This window comes from Lysinibacillus sp. FSL R7-0073 (assembly GCF_038009065.1).
Taxonomy (GTDB): Bacteria; Bacillota; Bacilli; order Bacillales_A; family Planococcaceae; genus Lysinibacillus; species Lysinibacillus fusiformis.
Genome location: NZ_JBBPAS010000001.1, coordinates 1,381,210 through 1,406,926 on the forward strand (window position 1 = coordinate 1,381,210; position 25,717 = coordinate 1,406,926).

Here is a 25,717-nt window from a genome sequence, read left to right on the forward strand (position 1 = left end):
ATTTTTTGAAGATGTACAGTAAAAAGGTAATGAAAATTTTTAACAACTTTGTTATCATTATTGATAATGATAATGATTGGAGGTTTTAGCAATGAAATTACACTATGGTTTTGATGAAATCAGTCAACTCGATTGGACGAGTATACTTCCTATTCTTTTGCCATTTTTATTAGTGGGATCTATCCTCATTCTAATTGCATTAATTGATTTATACCGCAACAGAAATAGGAGAGAACACGTACTAATGTGGACAATTATTATTGTGTTTTTTAATACAATTGGTCCTGTTTTATACTTCATGATTGGTAGAAAGGATGTCAATACACGTGCGCTTAGAAATTAAAGGCATTACAAAAAGGTTTAAACAAAAAACGGCGGTGAATGATTTTTCAATGGTCGTTGATGCGAATGAGTGCGTCGGATTAATTGGACCAAACGGAGCAGGGAAATCGACATTGATTCAAATCATAGCGGACATTTTATATGCAGATGAAGGAAAAATCCTTCTCGATGGTCAAGAAATTACAAGGATGAAAAATCAGATTGGCTATTTACCTCAATATCCTAATTTTTTCTCCTGGATGACAGCATTTGAAACATTATCCTTTATGGGAACACTTTCTGGTTTACCAAAGAATGAATTACAGCACGAAATTCCTTTGCTTTTAGAAAAAGTTGGATTAGGGAAAGAAGCACATTTTCAGGTTGGAACTTTTTCTGGTGGTATGAAGCAACGACTTGGCATCGCACAAGCTTTATTGCATAAACCAGCTTTGATGATTATGGATGAGCCAGTATCAGCTTTAGATCCAATTGGAAGGCGGGAAGTGTTGAATCTTTTAAAAGAGATTAAAAAAGAAACGACCATCTTACTTTCAACCCATATATTGAGTGATGCGGAGGAAATTTGTGAACGCTTTGTCGTCATTCAAAATGGTCACAAAATAGAGGACGCTACAAAAGATCAGTTGCTGGAACGTCACCAAGAATCTGCCATCTATTTGATGATTCGCCAAGAAGACTTTGATTGGGTAACAATGGTTGAACAGTTATCCTATGTCAAGAAAGTCGAAAATGAAAGAAATGGCTTTAAAATACACGTCCATCATTTGGAGGAAGATGCTCAAAGATTGGTACAGTATGCGATAGACTCAAATGTCATGTTGTTAAAGTTTGAAATGGGCATTCATGAAAGCTTAGAAGAAATATTTTTAGAATTGGTGGTGTGAGATTGTGAATACTTTTTTGGCATTAAGTAAAAAAGAAATAACTCAAATGACGAAGGAATTTAAAATTGTCTGGCTACCAATTGTCTTTATTTTACTTGGGTTAACACAGCCGATTATGATGTACTACATGCCGGTTATTTTGCAATCAATGGGTGGTGTAGAGGGTATAATGATTGACCCAACCTTGGCAAAGCCGGATGGAAGCGAAGTATTGGCCACAACCCTAAGTTCACAGTTTGATCAGTTAGGTATTATTATTTTAGCAGTTGCAGCGATGAGTATTATACAAGGTGAAAAAGCGAATGGAATGATGGCATTTATTCTTACAAGACCAGTATCTATCTCATCCTACTTAAATAGTAAAATTATTGTCCATTATCTAGTTGCTGTTTTCTGTATAGCTCTAGGCTTTGGTATGTCCTATGGCTATACATCCTATTTATTTACGACGGTACCAGTGACGCATGCTTTGCTGGCTTTACTATTTTATTGTGTGTGGCTTTTGTTTGTTATTACGTTTGTTGCCATGATGAGCACGTTTTTTAATAGTACGGCTTTTATAGCGTTAGTAAGTATTGTCGTCCTATTTATCTGCCGTTTTATTGCTGGTTTACATCCGCTCTTGGATGTTGTTAATCCCGCCAGTAATAGCTTGCATGCTACTACTATATTGATGTCAGGGGATATAAAAGCTTGGTATGGTTTCCATATTGCATTTACGATGCTCCTAGTTGTATGGTTGATTGCTACCATGCGCCATTTCATTGCAAGAAAGAAGTTTTAAATGGGAGGAGGTAGAAATTGTTAAAGGTAGAAAATTTACATAAAGCATATGGATCACATGAGGTTTTAAAAGGCGTAGAGTTAAAGGTAGAAAAGGGAGAGATAGTTGGGTTCGTTGGTGGTAATGGGGCAGGGAAAACAACCACATTAAATTGTATAATTGGATTAGTAGAACAAGATAACGGAAAAGTGACAATTAATAATGTACCGAAATCACAGTCACTGAATTATAAAAAGCAATTCTATTTTATACCGGATACGATTCATGTGTTTTCAAACATCACTGCGTATGATTGGATTCATTTCGTTTTAAAACTGTATGAAAAGAAGGAAGAATCTAAACTGCAAAGACTTATTACGAGCTTTGGAATGGAGGCAAGTATTAATAAACCTTTGGGAACGTATTCATATGGAATGCTTCATAAAATGGCATTAATTACTGCATTTACAATTTGTCCACCTCTCCTTATCATGGATGAGCCCTTAAATGGTTTGGATCCTCTCGCTGTGGTTGCGTTTAAAAATTGTATCAAGGACTATATAGATAGTGGGGGGACTATTTTATTTTCAACCCATTTGTTAGATGTGGCTGAAAAAATTTGTCAATCCATTGCATTTTTAAAAGATGGGAAAATTATATTGCATGAACGTTTGGAAAATTTATTGGTAGATGGAAGCCTTGAGACTATATTTTTGGAGAAGCAAACCAATGACAGCTAATCATTTATTAATTAAGTTCTTCTTAACATCTCTTTATGCAAAGCCAAAGCAACCAATAATCCAGGTTCTTTTCATTCTTGCCATCCTTTATGTATCCATCCAATACGTGATACTCACCTTCGTGATGTACTTTATGGTGACCCCAGAGATATTTTTATTTTATAATATGCTTCTTTCAAGCGGTGTCACCTATATTTTAATCGTATATTTTGCTGTTTCGGTAGTGTTTAGTCAAAATGATTTTTTTATTATGGGTCATTTACCTATTTCTTCGAAGCATATTATCATGTCGAAAATAGTCAGTGGGGTTGTATTGCCATTAGTGGTAGTTAGTATTCTATCAATACCTACATTTATCTTAGTCTGGATAGAGTGGGAGCTAGGAATAGCGATCAAAACAATACTGTTTATATTGGCCATGAATGTATTTCTTACACTGTTCCTTTTATTTATATTATCCATTTTCAATCATTTTCGAACTGTATTTAATGAGACATCCGTGTATTTGCTGAGAATCATCGTTATCTTAGTTCTTGGAATAAGCCCAATCTTCTATTTTGTGATGAGAAATTATCCTGCAATTAGCGTTGCTATGGAGAAATTGGATACTTCCACACTCTCATCTTTAAGGGCATCAATCTCTACGATATTCGAGATAGGCTATCGTTTTACCATGCAACAATCATTGGTAGAGGCACTGTTTCCAATGACTACTATACAAAGCTTCATCTATTTCACTGCAATCATCATCCTATGCTATGTATTGTTTAAAGCAACCATTATAATCAATGCAGTTAAGTATTATGAATATGGCTTACTTGTAAACAAGAGAGAAAAAACGACCAAGGTTTGGGGAAGTGGTATAAAAGGATCTTGGGTCTATTATTTGCAACGTGAATATTGGATTTTACAATCGGAATCATATTATAAAATGCAAGTTATTATAGGATTCATGTTAACACCTATTTGTACGATTATTTTCTTACTAAGTATTCAAATGAATATATTAAAATCGGATTGGCTGATGAATGATGAAAGATATCTATTTGTCTATTTAGTTTTGCTGATGAGTTGTATAAACAATATTAGTGGAACACCCTATTCAAGAGAGGGAAAATACTATGCATCCAGCATAACGCTTCCATTTAATCCACGGAAAATTTATATGGCCAAAGTTATTGTATCCTCCTGCATAAGTGTAGGAGCGGTCTTAATAAGTTACATAATCTATACGTTATTTGGCAAAGGGGATGTGATGACGGTTTTGTTTTTAGCAATGACCATATTTATAGTCATTGCTTATAATGTCGTGACGCCACTTTATGATAAAAAACATCCATTCCTTGCATGGTCAAACCCATCGGAAGCCATTAAATCCAATCCAACTGTATTAATAAGCTTATTATACGGAACACCTGTTTTAATCGTCACTCTGCTTCTTCATTTCTTTCTATTGTTTGTTGGAATTCCCTCATTAACAGCAACCATTATTATTTCGTTCATTGCATTACTATGTACAATTACATTAATTTACGGAGTCATTTCTAAAATGAAGGGATAGTTGGCAATTGAATTTGAAAGTAAATAGTAGAAGTAAAGTTCCATTTTATCAGCAGCTCTCTCAGCAGCTGCTATTAGCCATAGTGACTGGGAATCTAAAAAAAGATGACTATTTGCCATCCATTCGAAATTTAGCAATCCAAACAAATCTTAATCTTCATACTGTTCATAAAAGCTACAAGGAACTTCAGAAAAAAGGGATCATCACCATTAAACCTCATTCCAAAGCAATTGTTATTGTTGATTCTGGGGAAGCAATAAATATATATCTTCAACAAATATCTATAAGTATTGAGCAAATACTTATAGAATCTTCTATTTTAGGGATTAATGAAATTCACCTAAAACAGATGTTCGAAGGAGTTTTACAAAAATATTATACAGAGCGTTAAATTAAAAAGAGAGGGCTCCTATTCCTAAAAGAGCCACCTCTTTTTTTATTATATTTAAATCAAAAACACCGCTACAATCGTCGTCACAACAAGCCCAATGACTACAGGGATTAAGTTCCGCCTTGCGAGCTCGAATGGGCTCACATTACAAATGGCAGCTGCTGGAATTAATGCCCAAGGAATCAGTGTTCCTCCGCCAACCCAAATAGCAGTAATTTGCCCTAAAGCAGTTAAAGTAGCAGTTCCTTCGCCTATTGCATTACCAAACAAGCTTCCGACAGAGCCCGCTAAGGAAATTCCTGAGAAGCCCGAGCCATCTAATCCAGTAATGGCACCAACTACTGCCAAAGTGATTACTGCAATATCCTTCGTTAAAGGGACTATTGCTGCAAGACCGACACCGAGATCATTGACAATACCGTGCGAGGTAGCGGGTAAATGATCTCCGAGAATTTGCGTGAAGCCTGCATCTCCTAAATAGAAGAAAGCTGCAATCGGGATAACAGGTCCGAAGACTTTAAAGCCGAATTGAAAGCCTTGAATTAAATAGCTTGTTGTTTTTTCAAGTCCTTCTGTTTTATGGGCTACGATACTAAGCAAAAGTAATATGAAAACGGAGGTTCCACCAATTAAAGCAGTTGCATCGCCACCCTGTAATTTGAAAACCGACATGGCGATGACATCTAAGATAAAAGCAATCGGAATAAGCACAGCGAAGAAACGTTTTTGCCCAATTGACAGTAAATTTTCTACCGATTCTTGTTCACCGTTTTCTTCAGTAGTATTTGCTGTGTTTAGTAAAGTTCCACGTTTCATGTCCCGACGCAAGAAAATATAAGCAACGATGGTTGTTACAACCCCCATAGTAATGACGAGCGGAATACTAGCAGACACAACATCCCCAACAGGAATGCCAGCAGCATCTGCTGTTAGCTTCGGTGCCCCCTGGATGACAAAATCACTCGATAATGCTATCCCATGACCAAATAAGTTCATCGCCATCGCCACTCCGAGTGCTGGCAAACCTGCTCGAATGGCAACAGGCAAGAGTACTGCCCCTAACAATGCCACTGCAGGTGAAGGCCAGAAAAACCAAGAAATAATCATCATTAATAGGCCAATCGTCCAATAGGCAAGAGCTGGTGTTTTAATGATTTTCGTAAATGGCGCAACCATAACCTCGTTAATTCCTGAAGTCATCATGACCCGGCTCATAGCAACAATAATAGAAATGATAAGAATGGTAGATAACAACTCTGTAATGGCATAAATAAAGCTATTAAATACACCACTAATGGATGAAGTTAAATCGCCAGTCGCAACAATTGCTAGCATGAATATGCCTACTACACAAATGAGGGTGGTATCGCGACGTTTAACCATAAATCCAATGATAAGCACAATAAAAATAACGTAAATCCAATGGAGAGCAGTAAATTCAACCCCCATACGTTTCCCCCTCAATATTCAATCTGATTCTATAGAATATGAAGGGGAAAAAAGTTGGTGATAAATTTAAAAAAATTTCAGTCTAAGTGAAGGAAAATGTGATTTGCTAATTGGCAATAAAACAATCAATACATATAGGGGATTACCATTACAGGAGGTACTTTGATCAATCTTAATGAATTGTATAAATAAAAGGGGTACTAATTGTTTACAGCCTTGTGTTACATAACTTCTTAACTATCTCCATGAAAGTAATCAGCGTAATAACCACTCCATTAGTAGATTTGAATTTCTCTCCTACCCAAAACAAGATAATTGAAAGATTTGGATTTTTATAATAGAATACTTTTATAGATTATCGATAATCTATAATCCATAATATATAACACCTGTAGCTAATCACTCTATACACTGAACTATGTTAAAATAAAACATATAAATTTATTGGAGTGGTTTAATGGGGTTTGATGAAAATTCAATTTCAAAAAAGACAATTTCTGAGCAAATAGCTGAACAATTATTATTTCGCATATTTTCTGGCTATTATGAACAAGGTCAGCGCTTAATAGAAGCGGAAATTGCAAAAGAGTTACAAGTAAGTCATGCACCTGTCCGTGAGGCGCTTTATCTTTTACAAAAAGATGGTGTAGTTGAAAAAGTACAACATAAAGGTGTAAGAGTGAAGACCATATCTGATCAGGAATTGAAGGATTATTTGGAAGCGCTTTATAACCTTTTGGATTTTGCACTGACAAAATGTGAAGCTAAATGGACGGACGATTTGCAAAATGAACTTTTATTTCGTTTTGAAGCGATGAAGCAAAAAAAGTCTGCTGAAAATATTTATGAATATGTTGTTTCGTTTGCTCACTTGTTACAATTGTTTTTTGATGTTTCAGGAAATATTGCGATGCTACGATTTTTTAAAGAAACAATCTTTGTTACAAATGTAGCTGCCCAAACAAAATGGAAAATGAATCTAGTTGAATCCTACCATATGTCCATCAATACATTTATCAGATGTATAGAAGCGTCGGATTTTGATCATGCACGAGTAGCTATTAAAGATGTTATTTTATGGTACCAATTTAAATAATTTTATGGGGGTAACATAAATGAAAGCTGCAGTTTGGCATGGTGTGAAAGATATTCGAGTAGAAGAGGTTGAATTACGCGCTTTACGAGAAGAAGAAGTGAAAGTAAAAGTAGCATGGGCAGGTATTTGTGGAAGTGATTTGCATGAATACGAAGAAGGTCCAGTTTTCGTACCTGTTGATGTAAAAGCAGATTTAACTGGTGAAGTTGCCCCGTTGACAATGGGTCATGAATTTGCTGGTATTATTGAAGAAGTTGGCTCTAACGTTAAGGACTTAAAGGCAGGAGACCGAGTTGTCATCAATCCTACTTTAACTTATAGAAACAAACATGAAGATGTCGATCGCTATGATGGATTTAACTTTATTGGATTACATGGAGATGGTGGATTTGCCGAATATGTTAATGTTCCTGTAACAAATATTCACCGTTTAGCAGATAACTTAACATTACAAGATGGTGCATTAGTAGAACCGATGGCTGTTGCTGTACAAGCTGTCAAAGATGCTGGGGTTACATTAGGAGATTCGGTTGCAGTATTTGGGGCTGGACCTATTGGGTTATTAACAGTAATCGCTGCAAAAGCATCTGGCGCAAGTAAAGTTATCGTATTGGATTTATCTGATGACCGATTAGAAAAGGCAAAAGAATTAGGTGCAACACATGCTATTAATTCAGGTAAAGAAAATCCTGTACAAGCAGTTCGGGCAATTGTTGCAGATGGGGTGGATGTATCCTTTGAGGTTGCGGGAGTTGCTCCTACCTTTAAGCAAGCAATTGATGTAACAAAACCTCGAGGTAATATGATGATTGTTTCGATTTTTGCTAGACCAATCGAATGGAATCCAATGCAACTTACAAATACAGGTGTTAATATACTATCCTCCATTGTGTATACACCGTCAATTTTCCAAAGAACAATTGATGCAATGAGCTCGGGTCAACTAAATCCACAAGGTATCATTACAAGCCAAATTGAACTAGATGAAATTGTTGACAGAGGATTTAAAACATTAACAAGCGACAAAACGCAATCTAAAATTTTAGTTGCAATTAGTGGAGAAAACTAACAGATTTATATATTCCTATTTTTAAAAAGGGAGCATGGGTAATTACAGCCATGCTCCTTTCCTATATCTTTATACATGAAGCCCTCAGACCTTCACCAGCAATCCCAGCATCCCCGCTTGCACAAACAGCAAAGAAGCTGCACCTTCGAAAGTAAGCCCCCAGAAACTAAGTAAAGGAGCTCCGTCCGTAGTAATACGTAATAATTTAATTGCATTTACCTAGGTTCATATTCTTCTTCAATAAATCGCTTTGTTTTGGACAAGTATTGACATTTATACAAAGAAATCGTTGCGTTTTTTTCATTGTTTCCCCTTTTCACACAAATTATAATAATGTTGTAAATGATAATCATTTTCAATTAAAGGCCGAAAGGAAAGGAGCAACAAATGTGACAAAACAACGTGGAAAGAAAATAATACGATGGGTAGGGGGAGTCCTCCTGTTGTTAATCATATCAGCATGCAGTACTTCTAATGCTAATAGCAATGTGGCTGATGAACAGAAGGAGGAAGGTGAGAAAACAGTACATTATACAACGATTACTGGTGAACAAGTTGAAGTACCTGCTGATCCAAAACGAGTGGTTTATATTGGTCAGACGATTGGTGATTTCTTGGCGATGGATATTCCAGTTGTAGGTAATAATCTTCCGAAAGATCCAGCTAGTTACTATGAAGGTAAACTCGAAGGAATCGTTGATATTGGAAATCCTGCTGACTTAGAGACGATTCTGACTTTAAAACCCGATCTGATTATTAATGGTTATTACAAGGCGGATCCAAATTTTAATGAAGAATTGGCGAAAATAGCCACTACGATTCCCTTCAATCCAGCTCTTCCTTATACAGAACGTGTAAAGGAAATGGGGAATATATTGGGCAAGCAGGAAGAAGTAGATCAAGTGATTGCTAAATTTGAAACACACTTTAAAGAAATGTTTGAAAAGATTCAATTAGCAGAAGGGGAGACTGCAACGGTTTTCTATCAGTTAGGTAAAACGCTTTATGTTATGGGCGATCGTAGCCTTGGTGCTATTATTTATGGAGAAAATGGCTTTGCTGTCCCTCCAGCAGTACAGAAGAATATTATTGATGTAGAAGGTGTGTCTTTCGTTACGGTTTCAGAAGAGGTACTTTCAGAGTTTGCTGGTGATCATTTGTTTGTCATTGTACAAGAGGATGATGAAAGTGAATCAGAAGCTGACCGGCTGCTACAAAGTCCAATATGGGGAACATTGCCTGCAGTCCAAAAAGGAAATGTTTATGTTGTTGCTAATGAGTGGAATACAGATGAATTGCTAGCTTTGGAGCAATTATATAAAAAGCTACCAGAATGGATGCACAAGCAGTAAAAATTGTATCTATTCAATCAATTTTTGTAACTGCTAGTTTGCTAAAATAACGAATCCTCGAACAATCGTTGATAGTGAATCAATCTATGTTATAATTATAACGATAATGATAATCATTTTCAATTGTTGGAGAGTTGCTTATGAATTTTGCATGCCTGTATACTAGGCTACAACACTATGAGAGTTTTCAAGTTAATCAGCAGACGGCAGCGATGAGCTATAAAAAGAGGAATGACACTGAAACGAATTTGTGCACATTATTAATAGCACTTAGTCATGGCATACGCCTCTTTGTAGACAAAATTGCAATTGATCTAAGACAAGGGAGCTGCATTCTAGTTTTACCAGTACAACGCTACACTGTGGAATCAAGTACCGGAGAGGCACAGCTTGCACGTTTTACCTTTGAAACCTTTGAAGTAAAAGGAAGGGCTTTACATCCGGTTGCTCATCCACCCTTGCTTTGTGGTTATCCTTATAGGCTATTATATTCTCAAGTTAAGCAAGTATTAGGGAATGAAGTGTGGATGAAGAATCAATTTTGCTCCTCTCTATCCTCATCAGAAATGGCTATGATGCAAGGTAGACTTCAACTGATTCTAGGGATGATGGGCCAGTTAGATCAGCAAGCTATCGATTTTCAGAACGAAGAAAAGACAAAAATGATTCAACATACTATCCAGTACATGGAACAGCATTATGATGAAGATTTGACGGTAGAACAGCTAGCGAATATGGCTGGAATGGTCAGGTGGCAGTATAGTCAACAGTTTAAAATGTTGACAGGCAAAAAACCAACTGATTATCTAGTCCATTTACGAATAAACCAGGCAAAAGAACTTCTATGTAATTCCACCGAGCCATTGAACAAAATAGCTCGACAAATTGGATTTAAGGATGAATATTATTTCAGTAGGTGTTTTCATAAATTAACTGGCAACACTCCACGTGAATATGCGAATATCCAACTCCGTACACAGCAAAGAACAGTTATCGATTCACTTGGTAGAAAGATTCTTGTTCCTCAAGATGCCACACGTATTGTGACAGATGGCAAACATACACTTGGCGAATTATTAGTTTTAGGTATTTCCCCAATAGGAGCGGCCATTTCTATCATGAAAGATAACGTAATTTATCATAATAAGCTACGCAATATTCAGAGTATCGGGTATTGGGCCGATCCAGATAAAATAGCACAGCTGCAGCCTGAATTTATATTACTTAGCTATTATCCAAAAGATTTGCAGGAACTAAATGCGCTTGCTCCAACGGTTGTACTGGACAAAAAGTTTAGACTATTTGAGCGGTTACGGTATATCGCCAAACTTTTTGAACGTAGTAAGGCTGCAGAGAAATGGATTACTACATATGAAGACAAAGTAAGATTGGTGCGGAGACAATTAGCAGATGCCTATGTAACTGGAGAAACAGCTACTGTTTATCTAAAGTTAGGTGAAAAGCTTTATATTATGGGCATGAATGGATTGGCGAGCTCTTTATATGAATCACTGGGCTTTCGTCCCTCAGAAAAAGTGATGCACCTAATCGAGGAAGGGGAGGCATGGATAGAAATTCAGCACCAGCAAATAAGCCACTATGCTGGAGATCGTAATTTTGTCTTAGCTTCTCGTAAGGAATTACATACTGTCTCTCACTGTCCACATATTTTGGCTTTAGCCGAGTTAAGTCCTGGTAAGACTCATTTTTTAGATGCTATATGGAATTATGATGACCCGATTACTCGGGGACGGTTACTAGAAGAACTACCAAATATTTTTAAGAGGATGATATGAAGAAGAGGGATAGGTCACCAACCTTCAAAAGCTTACTATCATACAAATATTTATTTTACAGCTATCGAGAAGTACCCTCGATAGCTTTTGTTATTTTTCTCTAAAAGTTGATTGGAATGAAGAGCCACGATTTCTGCGTACTTCCTTCACCAACTTAACCGGAGTGTAGGGTCAAAAAAGATGCAGGTGGCCAAATTATTTATTAGCCCCTTCATCCTTTATGAAAACTTTTATATTAAATTTTTTAATTGAATTTTCATTAATTGAATTTAATTTATCTACAGTCCATGATTGGGGCTTGAAGCGATAAGCTTTTTCTGAAAAATTGAAGACATCAGAGTTTATTTCCAACCCTTTATTAAATGTACTTTGAAACTGTGATAAAAAAATATTTTTAATATCATTTTCAATTGTTTTTTTTTCAATATTTTTTGGATTTTCTCTGATTGAAGCTTTTATTTCTAAATTGATAATATATTTAGGAATTGAATTATCCACAATTTCTATATGATAATCTATATTATCTATAAACATCGAAACTGACTTATCCTTTATTGATAATTTCATGTTATTAAAATCCTTATTAAACCAATCTAGCCCTGAAAGTTCTTCTTCCTTTATCCAACCATTGAATTTTTGACGTGAAAGAAAATAAGCACCATTTATTTTTAATATATTTTTAGATTTATTATCCTCCATCCAATAATCTTCACTAACTTTTATTGTAGGAACCATAATTGATCCAACTGGTTCATAATATCTTTTAATCATATCTTGTACAGTACTGGTTGAGATGAATGAATTAAAGAATAATTGTTCATTTGGATCATAAGGAAATGTTAATATAGGCGGTTTATAAAAGAGACCATGTACATTCATTATCTCTTTAATATCATCTTCATATCCATAAGCTAAAGTATTGTAACGCAGATAATAATCCCTACTAAAAAAATCAAAAAATTCATCCAAATGACCATCCAATACATTTTTGGAAATAAAGAAAGTTTGTATATGTCCATAATACAAAGGGTTAACAGAATTTTTTTCTATATCATCGATTGCTCCCTGAATTGTTTCACCTTCTCCATGTCCAACAACAATTGGAGCTGGCTCAGATGCAATGCTAGGATCTGAGCCCGCAACATTCGTAAATCCGAAAGCTTGAAAATATAAATGATACACATCATTAGAATAATCAATACCAAGAGCGGTAATATAAACTTCACTTTGTATTTCCTTCGTACCTAAACAGCCGCCTAGAATAAATAATAAAGGAAAAATTAATGTTATTTTGAATATGGAAGTATAGTAATGGGACATTTATAATCTCCCCTCTGCTGAAAAAGCAGTCAGTCTTTTATTTTAATTCTAAATGGCATTTTTAAAAAACCTTTAATAAGATTGGGTATACTTACTTTATAAAATGTAGAAAGGTAAGAATGTCCGAAACTTTCTAATGACGAGATATATGTTAAGAAAAATAAGACGCTTAAAACAAAGCCATACATTCCAAAAAAGGAAGCAATTATTAATGATGCAACTCTTATTAAAAATACATTTCCTAGTATATTTTGATTAATTAATGTATAGCTAGATATAACGGTAAGTGCTCCAATTACTAATGTTGATGGTGATGTAAACCCTGCTCTTATGGCAGCATCACCAACTATTAAGCCTCCTAAAACTGCAACAGTTTGCCCTACAGCTTTAGGTAAACGTATTCCCGCTTCTCGAAAGAGGTCAAAAAAAATGAGCATAATGAGAATTTCGAACGAAGAAGAGACGGGTAGTCCAATTTTAGATGCAGAAATTGATACTAGTAAGGGAAAGGGTAACTGGTTAAGTTGATGGACAGTTAATGCAATCCAAAACCCAGGTAAAAATATACTTGTTAATAAAGAGGTAATCCTTAAAATTCGTGAAAAACTCACAAATAAAAAATTAGTTTGATCATCTTCAGGTGCTTTCAAAATAAGTAATAAATTTACTGGTCCAATTAAACAGCTTGGACTTCCATCTACCAATATGACAAAACGGCCTTTATTGAGGGAACTTACTACAAAATCGGGCCTTCCTGAATAATCAAGGAGGGGGAAGAGTGTCAACTTATCATAAAGTAATTCTTCAATATGATAACTACTTGCAATATTATCTACTTTTATTTTATTTAGTTTGGTTTGTACATTCTTTAAAGTGTTTTGATCAATATAGTTCTCAATGTAGATCAATAAAACTTTTGTTTTACTGGTGTCGCCAATTGTAAAATTGTCACTGGATAAATTTTTACTTTTTAATCTCATTCTTATTAAAGAAAAATTGGTATCTATATTTTCAACAAACCCGTCTCTAGGCCCTCTTAATGAGACTTCCATATTTGATTCTTCAATGGATCGTTCAGGTAGTTTAGCTAAATTGGTTGAATATAAGCTATTCGATGGAACATGATAAAAATATAAAAAACCTGAGAAAATTTTGCTATTTATTTCATCTGTCTTCATTCTGTACTCTTTGATCTCCTGTACTTCTAAATAGCGATTTATAATTTCGACATCATATAAACTACCTTGTTCAGCCAAACATCTAATATTTGGTAATAATGAATTCAAAAAAAGTACACTATCAATTAAACTATGGCAATAGATAAATATAACTTCATGTTTTTCGTTATTAAACATATAGAATTTACTACTTACCGTTATATCTGACTGGTGGCCTAATTCTTTATAAAAAAAATCCTTATTTTCAGTCAAGATGCTGAACTCCTTTTTGCTTTTTTGCTAATACGTAGAAAACAGTCATAAAAAAGAATAAAAATGAAAAAATAGAAAGAAGATAAGTGCTTTTTATAAATGACAAAAAATCAGAAACAGTCCAAGGAATTAATAATCCTATTGTTAAGCATAGATAACCAATAATTAATATAAATTTTGGATTTTTAAAAAAGGATGACACAATATACATAAATAAACATATACGAATAAAAGCCATTGATAATATTTGGAGAACAGATAAAGAATCTAAAATCTAATCTTGTAAAGTACTTACCAAATGACAAAACTCTCCATTGCTCGTTTATAGGAAAGAGCATTTTTTTAGTTAGATAAATGCCAAATTCAGATACAGTAGTCACAATAGCGATAAAAACTAATAAGACAAACAGAGTAGAGAAAATGAGTATGCCTGTCCTTTTCATTTGCTCTTTTACATAACTATTTAAAACGATTAAAATAAAGCCCATTTCTAAAATTCCAATACATATGTATAATATTCCCCATAAAATGGACGGAGTATTACTTGTATTTACTGGTAATAATAGTTCGTATTCATTGTTCATCGAGTTCCCTAAATTGAGGAGTACAAATAAAAAAATGTATAGTGAACAAATAATCAATGACAGGATAGCAATGGTTTTGAGCCCTTTTAGGGAACCATAAAAGCATAATAATATAAATAAAATAACTGTAATAAAATATGGATAATCAGAATTAAAACTTTCTTCTGCCCAAATAATTGTAAATTTGAGTGAGACGAACGTTGCTGAAAACAAATAAACGATATAGGAAGTAACGATAAATAAATAAAGTGGTCTATTAATTTGGAAAGATTGTAGTTCAAAAAATGAAGTATTATTGCATGAATTGGTAAGTCTAGAAATAAATAATGCGAAAAGTAATATCGGGATTAAACTTACCAAAGCACTTATCCATGCTTCACGTTCGACCACTGTGAAAATTGTCGGAATTAAAACGAAATGTGCTAAAAAACTAACTGATAAAAATAACAAACTATATACATGGATTGGTTGTATAACTTTATTCATTTGATCTTAACCCTCCTTCTAACAATATTGCCCATGTTTGTTGCCATCTAATCTAAGTGGGGCGTTATTATTGCCACCCGAAGTTCCTCTTAATAAAAACGTTATTCATTTCTTACAATATTTTAGGCCCATTTATTGCTCACCCCCAAACTAGTTTCATAGACAGCCTAGCAGTGATCAAAACACGTAAAAAAACAATCAAGATAGATTTTGATTGTTTTTCATTATATCTTTCTAATTTTGAAGAGCTGTCCAATAATTCACATACCTTAAAACATGTGAAATAGTTTTAAAAGACATGGCATATATTGAACTTTAATTCTCAAAATAGGAGTGGAGCAAGTGGATGATAGGATGTTATTTTTAAAAAAACTACTGGACTTTGATAAGAAATTTCAGTTCATTATCCAGCAAAATAAGGAGCAGCAACGGATTAATTATTTTGAGCTGTGTGAAATAATGGATGAATATTCTTCTTTTATAATAAATCGTGACAATGAAGAACAGTGGACGAATATCAAGGAATCGATAGAGATCCTATTATTAACCGATAGTTTAAGAATGAACGCGTCTGTTTGTGTGCAAATCTTGGAGAAATATCGAGCGTTATTACTCAGTCATGAACAGGAAGCGGTCACGGATTATTTTCGTAACATAGAAAATTGTATTGGTAGGGAATTTGGTGATTTTGAAATAACTAGTCAGTCGAAGGTACTTTTAATTGGATCTGGGTCTTTTCCGATTACCTTATTAATGGTTGCGGAGCGCACAGGAGCAGACGTTTTTGGAATAGATATTGATGATGAAGCGATTCGATTAGGAAAACATGTAGTCAATAAATTAGGGAATCATTTGTCCATTCAAATTGATAAAAAGACTGTAGGGGAACTTGCAGTAATAAAACAAGTTAGTCATATTATATTTAGTTCAACGGTCAGCAATAAATATGACATGTTAGATCAATTATACGATATAACAAATAAAGATGTGCTTGTTGCAATGCGTTACGGAAATGGGTTAAAGTCTCTATTTAATTATCCCATGCAGAAGGTAGACGATACCAAATGGCATATAGTAGAAGAAATTAAGCATCCTCAGCATGTATTTGATGTTATTTTATATCAAAAGGGTTAATGAAATAGATAAATGTGAAGAAAGCAAACAAGAAATGGATTTGCGTTTTGATTTTAGCAAGGGAAAGAGAATTCTCATATGGAAAATGATTAGAAGGCATTTTGATTACAATAGGTCGTTCATATAGCCGCATTAACGGTCGTGTGAAAACTAAGATCAATTTAGACATGGTTCTATGTTCAAGCTTTTCATGCGGAGTGCAAGCCACCAATTAGTAGAAGGGTGGTTATATTTCAAATTGACAATGATAATCATTATCGATAAGGTGAGGATAGGCGAAAGTCGTCATCCCACCTTTTTTCATTTCAGAGAAAAGGGAACTAACCTTACAACGGTTTTTATGACCCTATCTCTTAGTTGGAACAGATGCAACTGGAAATTATGTATATATTCAGAAGTGCACAGAACGTACAGCTAGGATTCTATTGTTACAGATGGTAACCACAATTTTGAAATGAGGTAATTAATTTGAAAATCGATGTTGAGCAATTAGCAGAGCATTTAGCATATATTCCATTTCAAGTACAGGGGGTATACCGATATGCAAAAAGCACTGGTGTACCCTATGCTGAATTTACAGATTCTTTTCCTGGATTCGTTTTCCCCCTTTCTGGAAAAATACAGTTTCAATTTAATGGCACCCCGTATATCTTTTCACCAGGAAAAATTGTGCATGGCGCTGCAAATATGAAACTAGATCAAAAACATTTTGAATATGCAAACTGGGAATATATTCTTGTTCAATATCAAATATGTAACGCAGAGCTACAAGAGTCCAGCTTTTCTCATCAACATTTTGAATTATTGACTGGCCAATCTCCACGTCTTATCGAATTAATTATGCGTCTTTGGCAGGTGTACAATCAGCGCGGTGGTATTTCGAGGTTTCAAACCGAAATGCTATTTCGTGATGTATTGAATGAAGCCTTATTATGTGTGGTGAATAGGCAAAATAGCTGTGAATCACATACTTTATTCGAACGGGTATGTAACTATATTCATGAGCACTATTATCAAAGCCTTACCATATCTTCGCTTGCAGAACAAAATGATGTTAATCGAAATCGACTTTCTTATGTATTTAAAAAACATGCAGGGATAGGACCAGCAGAATATTTATTAAAATATCGGATAAACATGGCGCAAAAAATGCTATATACAAGTGATGCCCCGGTACAACAAATTGCACAGGCTGTTGGAATTAATGATCCTTTTTATTTTAGTAGAGTGTTTAAAAAACAATTTGGTAGATCCCCTAAAGAGTATCGAGAGAAGTTCATCAATAATCCATGCTAGTTTCAACAAGCATCCATTCAAAACTATAAATCATTTTACTATACTAATGGCATATCAAAGATAATATGTTGGAGGAATTTTGGATGCAAAAGATGAAAGGACTATGTTTCTCATTACTATTATTAGCAGGCATACTAGGAGGTTGTCATGAAACACCTGCTGTAAATAAAGAATTATCTAAGAAAGAAGAAGCATCTTTTTCAACGATTCAAGTGAATGCCAATGATTGGCCAAGAACAATTAAGGATGCCTTAGGGAAAGAAATAGTGATCGAGAAGAAACCTGAAAAAATAGCTTCCCTTTGGTATTTTTACCCGGAAATATTAGTGGCATTGGGTGAGCCACCTGCAGCTTCTACAGATAAAGAATATCTATCTTCTTTAGCATATTTATACGGAAAGCTAGATTCAACCGAAGAATTAGGAGATAAATTGTCTCCTAGTATTGAAAAAACTCTATCGATTGAGCCTGATTTTATTTTAGCAACAGAACATCATGAAAAACTGTATGAATCACTAGAAAAAATTGCGCCAGTCATTACTTTTAAATACCAGGATATTTATGAAGATTGGCAATATGGTCTTCGTACAGTAGCTGAGATTATTGGCAAAGAGGACGAAGCTGAAAAAGTAATTGAAAAAATGATGCAAGCAATTACAACTGGTCGTGAAGATTTAAAAACGATTGAAGGAGAGTCAGTAGCGCTTATCGTGTCATGGGATGGAAAAACTTTTAATGTTTTAGGTGAAGATAATCCTGTTTATACACTTGCGTTTGATAAAGAAAGGGGGTTGGGGCTTTCACCAGATACCACATTTAATGGGAAGAGTAATCAGTTTTCTGCGTTCGAGGGAATTTCAACTATTCGAGCAGATCACATTTTCCTTATAGGTGACATAACAAAAAAAGAAACATTGATGAGTGAATTAAATCAAAATAATGTTTGGAATAATATGAACGCAGTAAAGAAAGGGAATATTTATTTGATGGATACGTCTGCTATTACTGGTGGTCCATTAGCAATCGAATACGCTTTGCAAAATATAACTAATGCTCTGCAAAAGCACTAAAAACAATGTAGAATTCCATCGAAAACAAATAAAACAATAGGGAGAGATGTATATGTATTATCAAGCTATTAATCTTAATGAGAGTGCAGCTCAAATAAAAGAACTTTGGTCTCCGAAAGTTGTTGGTGAAATACACGATTTCCAATTCAAGCTGGTTAAGATTGATGGGGAATTTATGTGGCATGAGCACCAAGGCGCTGACAAAGTATTTATCGTGCTCGAAGGAGAACTATTTATCGCCTTTCGCGATGGCCAAGTGAAAGTTTCACAAGGGGAGATGGTGATTATTCCTGGAGGACCCGAGCATAAGCCTTTCGCCGAAAAAGAATGTCATATCATGTTAGTGGAACCAAAGGACATAATAAACACGGATAGTAATTAAAGTAACATGAGTCTTGAGCTGCATAGTCAGCTCTTTTTTTATTGAATACATGAGGCAGGTCCAAAAAGGGAGCCTATCTTCAATTAGTTACAGTAAACCATATCATAATTAAGTACGCTGACGAGTTGATGATACTCATCAGTTTTTTTACGATTATAGAAATTATCGCATTGTAAAAAAATTATGAGGAGAATGTGTGCCTACGTCTTGGCAAATGTCCCAACTCTGGACATCTAATATTTGTCAGAACTTGGCGGCACATTTACGCGTTTGATCATATAATATTTACCGAATTGAAAAAAAGCCCTGTTATTACTGCTCATATTCATATTGTAAAAGTTTAATATGTACTATTTTACATAGTATTTAGAATATTAATAATAAATTAGAATGTTTTTATTATTTTTCTGTTAAAATTATTATGTTAACCAATATTTTGGTAATGTTAATTTAACCTATAAAATTGGATTTAAAATTTTTCTTATTAAATAGGAATGGGGAGGTATTACTCTAAGCATGAGTAAACGGAGGAATTCGAAGTATTTAAAAGCAATAACAGCAATGGCATTAACGGCTTCAACAGTAGTGGTGGTAGCACCGATTGTATCAGAAGCAAGTAGCTTCAAGGATGTACATCGAACGCATCCATTTTATGACGACATTAAAAATTTAAATGATCGTGGCATTATTAATGGGTTCCAAGATGGCACATTTAAACCTGAACAAAACTTAACACGTGGACAAGCTGCTAAAATTATTGCAAGTGTATTAGGACTGGACACATCCAATGTTAGCAATCCCAACTTTAAAGATATTCCTACTACTCATCAATATTTTGGAGCTATTGCTGCTTTAAAGCAAGAGGGGATTATTGATGGCTACGAAGATGGCACATTCCGTCAGGGCGCTTATATTCAACGTAACCATGTAGCAAAGATTTTAGCGAACGCCTTTCATTTAAAAGCTTCGAATACAAATTCATTACCATTCACCGATGTGCGTGCTGATTACAAAGAAGCGATCGCTGCTTTATATGAAAACAACATAACGAATGGCAAGTCAGCTACATTATTTGATGGTTCTTCAAATGTAACACGAGGGCAAATGGCTGCATTTATTACTCGTTCAGAAGCTGTTGGTCATCCAATTTCTCAACCTTCTCAAAGTGTAACGTTTAAAGTTGAAGAATATGCGGCGAATGAAATTAGTATTAATGGTAAGATATATTATTTTGATGATTCAGTAAAATCGATTTTTACCACTGAAAATAAACCCGCACTTACGGGGGCAGAAATTACAGCAACCATTAAAAATGGTGTGATGACAAAAGTAAATAATGTTGTTTTAAATAACGCAGGTTCAGCAGAGAAGGAAGTTGTATTCAATACAAATGCAACGATCGATTCAATAACAATTAATGCAGATGGTGTGGCAGTTAAAAATGTATCGATTACAGGAAATGCAACCATTAGCTCAAACGTTAAAACAAAAGTGACATTTGATGGTGCTACAATTACTGGTGATTTAATTTTAGCTGAAGCCATAGATAGAGCAAATGCTTCATTAGACAATAATAATGCAAGTCAAAGTATACCTGTATTGACAATCAAAAATACACAAACAGGAAAAGTCCATGTCAAACGAAATAATACTTCGATTGTGTCGAATACTGTTATTCCAGAAATTGTAATGACAGCTACTATATCTGCTATAAATATTGAGGGAGCAGCAACGAAGGTAACAATAGAATCTACGGCCAAACTTAAAATGACCGGAAATGTAAAGATTGAACGACTATTGCTTTCAACGGCCGTGGAATTAGCGTTGAATGTTGGTGGTGTAGTTAATTATTTAACGGTTCTAAACGCCGATGCTCGAATTACAATCGGTTCAGGTTTACTAATAAATACGTTGTCGATTCCAACGGGTTCAACTGTAACGAAGATTATTACTAACTATACAGCAGTTGCTTCCCAAATTAAGGCCATTATTGGAGGTTCTTCGCCAAGTATTGGGGATCCAAACACAGGTGGAGGAAATGTAGCACCCGATCCAGTTATTCCACCAGAAAAAGTGAATGAATTTAATGTCAAGAATGCTGAAGAATTAAAACAAGCATTAAAAAAAGCAAAAGCAGGAGACTTAATTAAGTTAATGGCTCCAGTGACTACAGATATAACGTTAACAGATTTAGTAATAATTGATTTGAATGGTCATACCTTGAACGGAAATGTAACGATAACAGCTCCAACAGCTAAAGGGAGATATTCTTTAATGCCAACTGGTAGTACTGGTATTATTTCAGGTGATTTAATCATTGATGCACCAAATGTAAACATCAGTTTAGATGGGTTAACTGTTGAAGGAAACACAGTAATTGAATAATAACTTTCACGTAAATTACTTTGCAAGATAGAGAAAAGGATGAAAGATAAAAAATCATAAGGAGCTAAACGAATGAAGAAAAAAGAATTTAATTTCGTTTCCAAAATAGCTTTATCATTTTTACTTATAATGTCTATAATTTTTCCTTACTTAACAGTTGTAAAGGCGGAAACGACAGAAGCCACTTCAGTTGACTTTGTTGGACTTGATCCAACAGAACCGACTGAGCCGACTAATCCTTCAGTCACTGAAGGAACAATTGCCGAAGCTCGTGCAGCTGTTGGAACAGACCGCACATTTCAAATTCAAGGGACGGTTACGACAAAACCTGGTAGCTGGGGAGGCAAGGCCTTCTATGTACAGGATGAGTCTGCAGGGGTATATGTTTTCTCTAGTTCTACAGAAGCGGGGAGCTTAGCTGCTGGGGATATTGTCAAAATCACAGGGAAAACGAGTTTATATAGTGGAGAAGTTCAATTTAATTCACCGACAATTGAACGCATTTCTACAGGGGCAGCACCATCCCCGCAAATAGTGAATCTACCACTTGAAGACAGCTTACAAGGTAAATTAATTACACTTGAAAATGTGAAGATTAAAGATTTAGCGTCATCTGGTACGTATGGAACATTTGAGTTTAAAGCAGTTGATGCAGAAAATAAAGAGCTAGTAATTCGCCATGATAACCGTACAGGCTACCAGTTCTCTCAATTTGAAGCAGATGGGTTCAATAACAATGATGTGATCACAGTGACAGGAATTGCATCCATTTTTAACGGGACATATCAATTAAAAACTTTAAATGCGGAAAGCTTCCAATTAGTATCAAACTATGAGCCTACACAAGTAGCGAATGTTAAAGCATTTCCAGCAACGGGTGAAGTTTTTGCAGGGTCAAAAGTAACATTGTCTACAGATACACCAAGCGCAACAATTTATTACACGATAGATGGTTCTGAACCGTCAACAGCTAGTGAGATTTATGATGCAGCAACGGGCATTGTTGTAAATGAAGCAATAACAATCAAAGCATTTGCTACAGCAACGGGCTTAAACGATAGCGAAATTATGTCCTTTAATTTTACAGTTAAAGATGCGCCAGCCACTATTTCAATAACGGAAGCACGTAATAAAGAAATAGGACAAGTAGTAATCGTATCGGGTATTGTAACAGCAAAATTAGAAACTGCTACTGCTCACATTCAAGATGAAGAGGGTGCGGCGATTGCAATTTACCCTGTAGATAGTCTTACTGCAAATGTCGGCGATTTGGTGACGGTGCAAGGTCAAGTTGCTGAATATAGCGGACTAAAGCAATTAACGAATATTTCGCTTGTTGGCATGCCTATTCCTTCTACACTACCAGGGGCACACATTATTAAAAGTAGTGAGGTTGCAGAAGACAATGAATCGAAATTAGTAACGGTTAAAAATGTAGCCATTACTGGTTCAGGTCAAAATTTTACCGGAACTGATGATGTAGGCACATTTGCTATTTACGATAAAACACGTGACTCAGGTTTAGTAAGTGGAAAAACGTATGGGGAAATTACCGGTATTGTTGGTCAATATACAAATCATCAGTTACTCCCGATTCGCATTATTGAAGATGTAACAAAGGTTCAGGATATTAAAGCTTCTCACGTAGGTGGGGTAACAGCCGATACAAAGGTTACACTTTCTACCATGACAGAAGGTGCAACGATCTATTACACAATGGACGGCTCAACACCCACTACAGCTAGTACAAAGTATACAGGGGAAATTCTTGTTAATAAACCGTTGACGATTAAAGCGATTGCGGTGAAAGAAGGTTTAACGGATAGTGCGATTGCTACATTTGTTTATGAAATTATTGATACTGAAAATGCCACAATTAGCAATATTCAAGGGGCAAGCCATATATCACCTTATGTAGATTTAACAGTAAATGATGTAGAAGGAATTGTAACATTCGTTATTAATTCAAGTAGCTTCATTATGCAAGAAGGCGATTCGGCATTCGATGGCGTAAAATCAACAGCGATCAAGGTAAATAAGTCGGCACATAATGTAGCGGCAGGGGACGTTATTAAAGTATCAGGAAATGTAACTGAAGTGGGTGGAAACTCTCGATTGAGAGATACGCAAATTTCAGCAACGACTATTACAAAAACAGGTACAGCAGAAATTCCAAAAGCTCTAGTTATAGGGGAGGACCTATCCCCGCCAAATAAAATTATCGATAATGATGGCTTTGCAATTTTTGATCCACAAGAAGATGGTATTGATTTTTGGGAATCCATTGAGTATATGCGGGTATCATTCCCTGATGCGAGAGTGATTGGACCAATTTATAATAATGATTCACCAATTGTTGTACCGAGCACAACAAATAATACATTTAATATGAATGGCGGTTTAAATATTGCAGCCGACGATTATAATCCAGAAAAAATTATGCTTGAAGGGGTAGCAGGAAAAAATTATGATTCGGGTGACCGTTTTAATGAACCACTTATCGGATTTGTAGAAAACTTTACAGACGGCTATCGACTGAACACGAATAAAGTCTTACCTGATGTGACAAAGGCAAACCTTCAGCAAGAAGTGACGCATCTTGAACCAGTAGCGGACAAGTTAAATGTCGCTTCTTATAATATCGAAAACTTCTCGAATAATCCTGCCAATACATCTAATGAAAAAGTAGACAGAATTGCAGCGACATTTGTGAAAAATATGAAGTCACCAGATATTATTACATTAGTCGAAGTACAAGATAATGATGGACAAATTGATTCAGGAAATGCTGATGCATCTGAAAGCTATTTGAGATTAATTAATGCGATTAAAGCTGCAGGTGGTCCTGCTTATGATTGGATTGACGTGATGCCTATTAACAATACAGTAGGTGGTGCACCTGGTGGTAATATTCGTGTAGGCTATTTATACAATCCGTCACGAGTTTCTTTAGTGACAGGTATAAAGGGATCGGGTGACCAAGCGAATGGGTGGACAGCAGATGGAAGCCTTGCTTTAAATCCAGGCTTTGTTGATCCAACTAAATTTGCAGATACACGCAAACCAATTGCGGCAGAATTCGAATTCCAGGAAGAGCATGTAGTCATTATAGGAGCTCACTTAAATTCTAAAGGAGGGGATGGCTCACTTTGGGGACCAACTCAGCCGCCAGTATTAGAATCAGTAACAAAACGTCTTCAGCTTGCTCAAGCCATCAATGATTTTATCCATGAAGGTCTTGCCATCAATCCGGATATAAATATCATTGTAGCAGGGGACATGAATGACTTTGAATTCACTCCAGCACTTGAAACATTGAAAGGTGATGTATTAACGAACATGGTGGATAAAGCCCCAGAGACAGATCGTTTTACGTACTTCTTCCAAGGGAACAATCAAGTGTTGGATCATATTTTAGTTTCGAATAATCTTGCTGACGTTACAGAAATAGACTTGATTCATATTAATGCGAACTTTACAGAAGCACAAGGGCGAGCATCGGATCATGACCCTGTATTAGTTCAAATTGATTTGAAAGCAGGAAAAGAAGAAATACCAACACCAATAGTACCTGAAAATGTATATAGCTTTAATAACTATAAGACTGGTAAATTAATAGTGAATCGTCCAAGCATTTCATTAACGTTAGGAAAAAATACCAATATTAAAAATGGAATTGCAGTATTTAGTCAATATGCAGAATTCCATGGTGAAGGATTTGCAGACAAAACTGTAACGATCAGTCCTAAAAAAGGAAATGCGATTATTGATTTTAAAGGTACGAAAATGGGCGAAATTATTATCGAAGGAAAACATGTGAAAGAAATCCGTAATTTACCTGATGGAGCGACCATAACGTATACAAAAGGGGCTTCGGCTGAAGAAATTGAATTTAAGTAACGACTACTAGCAGAAAGAATGTAAAACATATGCCAATCATTTAGGGCTTGTTAAATTAAACTGCATGGACAGTATTCATGAAGATCAGTATTATAGAAAAAAATTGCCATTCCACATTTGGAGTGGCTTTTACTTTTCTCTCCTCAAACATTGAAAAATGGATATTAGGTTAATTTCCATAAAGTGGATAAAAAGTTACTTTTATAAAATGAGTAAATGTACTTAACCTAACGGTGATTAGTCGGTATTTCAAACATGAAAACGAAAAATTTGACGAAAAAAAA

20 protein-coding genes are annotated in these 25,717 nt (G+C 35.2%); 16 read left to right on the plus strand and 4 right to left on the minus strand.

What is annotated here, in order from left to right; translation table 11 throughout:
* Positions 1-91: 91 nt before the first annotated feature.
* From MKY88_RS06590 to MKY88_RS06615, 6 genes are read left to right on the plus strand one after another with little or no spacing between them, the layout of a single operon-like run.
* A complete protein-coding gene (locus tag MKY88_RS06590; protein WP_340813223.1) occupies positions 92-343 on the plus strand; it encodes a PLD nuclease N-terminal domain-containing protein in 252 nt (83 codons plus the stop codon).
* Entirely contained in the window at positions 327-1,229 is a 903-nt protein-coding gene (locus MKY88_RS06595; protein ID WP_328202733.1) for an ABC transporter ATP-binding protein, read from the plus strand. The genes MKY88_RS06590 and MKY88_RS06595 overlap by 17 nt, the downstream gene beginning before the upstream one ends.
* 4 nt (positions 1,230-1,233) lie before the next feature.
* A complete protein-coding gene (locus tag MKY88_RS06600) occupies positions 1,234-2,013 on the plus strand; it encodes an ABC transporter permease (protein ID WP_328202730.1) in 780 nt (259 codons plus the stop codon).
* Between the two features lie 17 nt (positions 2,014-2,030).
* The gene (locus MKY88_RS06605; RefSeq protein WP_328202729.1) at positions 2,031-2,732 is read left to right on the plus strand and encodes an ABC transporter ATP-binding protein; all 702 of its coding nucleotides are present in this window, start codon (positions 2,031-2,033) and stop codon (positions 2,730-2,732) included.
* Positions 2,722-4,293 carry a hypothetical protein gene (locus MKY88_RS06610; RefSeq protein ID WP_340813224.1) on the plus strand — a complete coding sequence of 524 codons (1,572 nt, stop codon included), beginning with the start codon at positions 2,722-2,724 and terminating at the stop codon, positions 4,291-4,293. Before MKY88_RS06605 ends, MKY88_RS06610 begins: the two co-directional genes overlap by 11 nt.
* A 7-nt stretch (positions 4,294-4,300) precedes the next feature.
* Complete coding sequence (locus tag MKY88_RS06615) at positions 4,301-4,684, plus strand: GntR family transcriptional regulator (RefSeq protein WP_328202725.1); 384 nt, start codon at positions 4,301-4,303, stop codon at positions 4,682-4,684.
* 54 nt (positions 4,685-4,738) lie between these two features.
* Here MKY88_RS06615 and MKY88_RS06620 read toward each other — a convergent pair whose 3' ends face one another.
* A complete protein-coding gene (locus MKY88_RS06620) occupies positions 4,739-6,133 on the minus strand; it encodes a hypothetical protein (protein WP_340813225.1) in 1,395 nt (464 codons plus the stop codon).
* A 457-nt stretch (positions 6,134-6,590) separates the two neighbouring features.
* Here MKY88_RS06620 and MKY88_RS06625 point away from each other — a divergent pair, with 457 nt between their 5' ends.
* From MKY88_RS06625 to MKY88_RS06640, 4 genes are all read left to right on the plus strand, one after another.
* The gene (locus MKY88_RS06625; RefSeq protein WP_089985464.1) at positions 6,591-7,229 is read left to right on the plus strand and encodes a GntR family transcriptional regulator; all 639 of its coding nucleotides are present in this window, start codon (positions 6,591-6,593) and stop codon (positions 7,227-7,229) included.
* Between the two features lie 19 nt (positions 7,230-7,248).
* The gene (locus MKY88_RS06630; protein WP_193831305.1) at positions 7,249-8,298 is read left to right on the plus strand and encodes a 2,3-butanediol dehydrogenase; all 1,050 of its coding nucleotides are present in this window, start codon (positions 7,249-7,251) and stop codon (positions 8,296-8,298) included.
* A gap of 389 nt (positions 8,299-8,687) precedes the next feature.
* Positions 8,688-9,650 (plus strand): ABC transporter substrate-binding protein, encoded by a 963-nt coding sequence (locus MKY88_RS06635; protein WP_193831306.1) that lies wholly within the window; start codon positions 8,688-8,690, stop codon positions 9,648-9,650.
* A gap of 140 nt (positions 9,651-9,790) precedes the next feature.
* Entirely contained in the window at positions 9,791-11,446 is a 1,656-nt protein-coding gene (locus MKY88_RS06640) for an AraC family transcriptional regulator (RefSeq protein ID WP_340813226.1), read from the plus strand.
* A 195-nt stretch (positions 11,447-11,641) separates the two neighbouring features.
* Here the strand turns inward: MKY88_RS06640 and MKY88_RS06645 are convergent, their stop codons facing one another.
* The 3 genes from MKY88_RS06645 to MKY88_RS06655 form a co-directional block, all read right to left on the minus strand.
* Positions 11,642-12,766, minus strand: a complete 1,125-nt coding sequence (locus MKY88_RS06645; RefSeq protein ID WP_193831308.1) for a Ger(x)C family spore germination protein — start codon at positions 12,764-12,766, stop codon at positions 11,642-11,644.
* A gap of 29 nt (positions 12,767-12,795) precedes the next feature.
* The gene (locus MKY88_RS06650; protein WP_193831309.1) at positions 12,796-14,196 is read right to left on the minus strand and encodes a spore germination protein; all 1,401 of its coding nucleotides are present in this window, start codon (positions 14,194-14,196) and stop codon (positions 12,796-12,798) included.
* A 185-nt stretch (positions 14,197-14,381) separates the two neighbouring features.
* Entirely contained in the window at positions 14,382-15,266 is an 885-nt protein-coding gene (locus MKY88_RS06655) for a GerAB/ArcD/ProY family transporter (protein WP_340813227.1), read from the minus strand.
* A gap of 342 nt (positions 15,267-15,608) precedes the next feature.
* Between MKY88_RS06655 and MKY88_RS06660 the strand changes: the two genes are divergently transcribed.
* From MKY88_RS06660 to MKY88_RS06685, 6 genes are all read left to right on the plus strand, one after another.
* A complete protein-coding gene (locus MKY88_RS06660; RefSeq protein WP_328202597.1) occupies positions 15,609-16,400 on the plus strand; it encodes a nicotianamine synthase family protein in 792 nt (263 codons plus the stop codon).
* Positions 16,401-16,868: 468 nt separating this feature from the next.
* Entirely contained in the window at positions 16,869-17,696 is an 828-nt protein-coding gene (locus MKY88_RS06665; protein ID WP_328202594.1) for a helix-turn-helix transcriptional regulator, read from the plus strand.
* An 83-nt stretch (positions 17,697-17,779) separates the two neighbouring features.
* Complete coding sequence (locus MKY88_RS06670) at positions 17,780-18,766, plus strand: ABC transporter substrate-binding protein (protein ID WP_328202591.1); 987 nt, start codon at positions 17,780-17,782, stop codon at positions 18,764-18,766.
* 52 nt (positions 18,767-18,818) lie between these two features.
* Entirely contained in the window at positions 18,819-19,148 is a 330-nt protein-coding gene (locus MKY88_RS06675) for a cupin domain-containing protein (protein ID WP_258268096.1), read from the plus strand.
* Between the two features lie 516 nt (positions 19,149-19,664).
* The gene (locus MKY88_RS06680; RefSeq protein ID WP_340813229.1) at positions 19,665-21,533 is read left to right on the plus strand and encodes an S-layer homology domain-containing protein; all 1,869 of its coding nucleotides are present in this window, start codon (positions 19,665-19,667) and stop codon (positions 21,531-21,533) included.
* Between the two features lie 72 nt (positions 21,534-21,605).
* Positions 21,606-25,433, plus strand: a complete 3,828-nt coding sequence (locus MKY88_RS06685; RefSeq protein WP_340813230.1) for a chitobiase/beta-hexosaminidase C-terminal domain-containing protein — start codon at positions 21,606-21,608, stop codon at positions 25,431-25,433.
* Positions 25,434-25,717 lie beyond the last annotated feature (284 nt).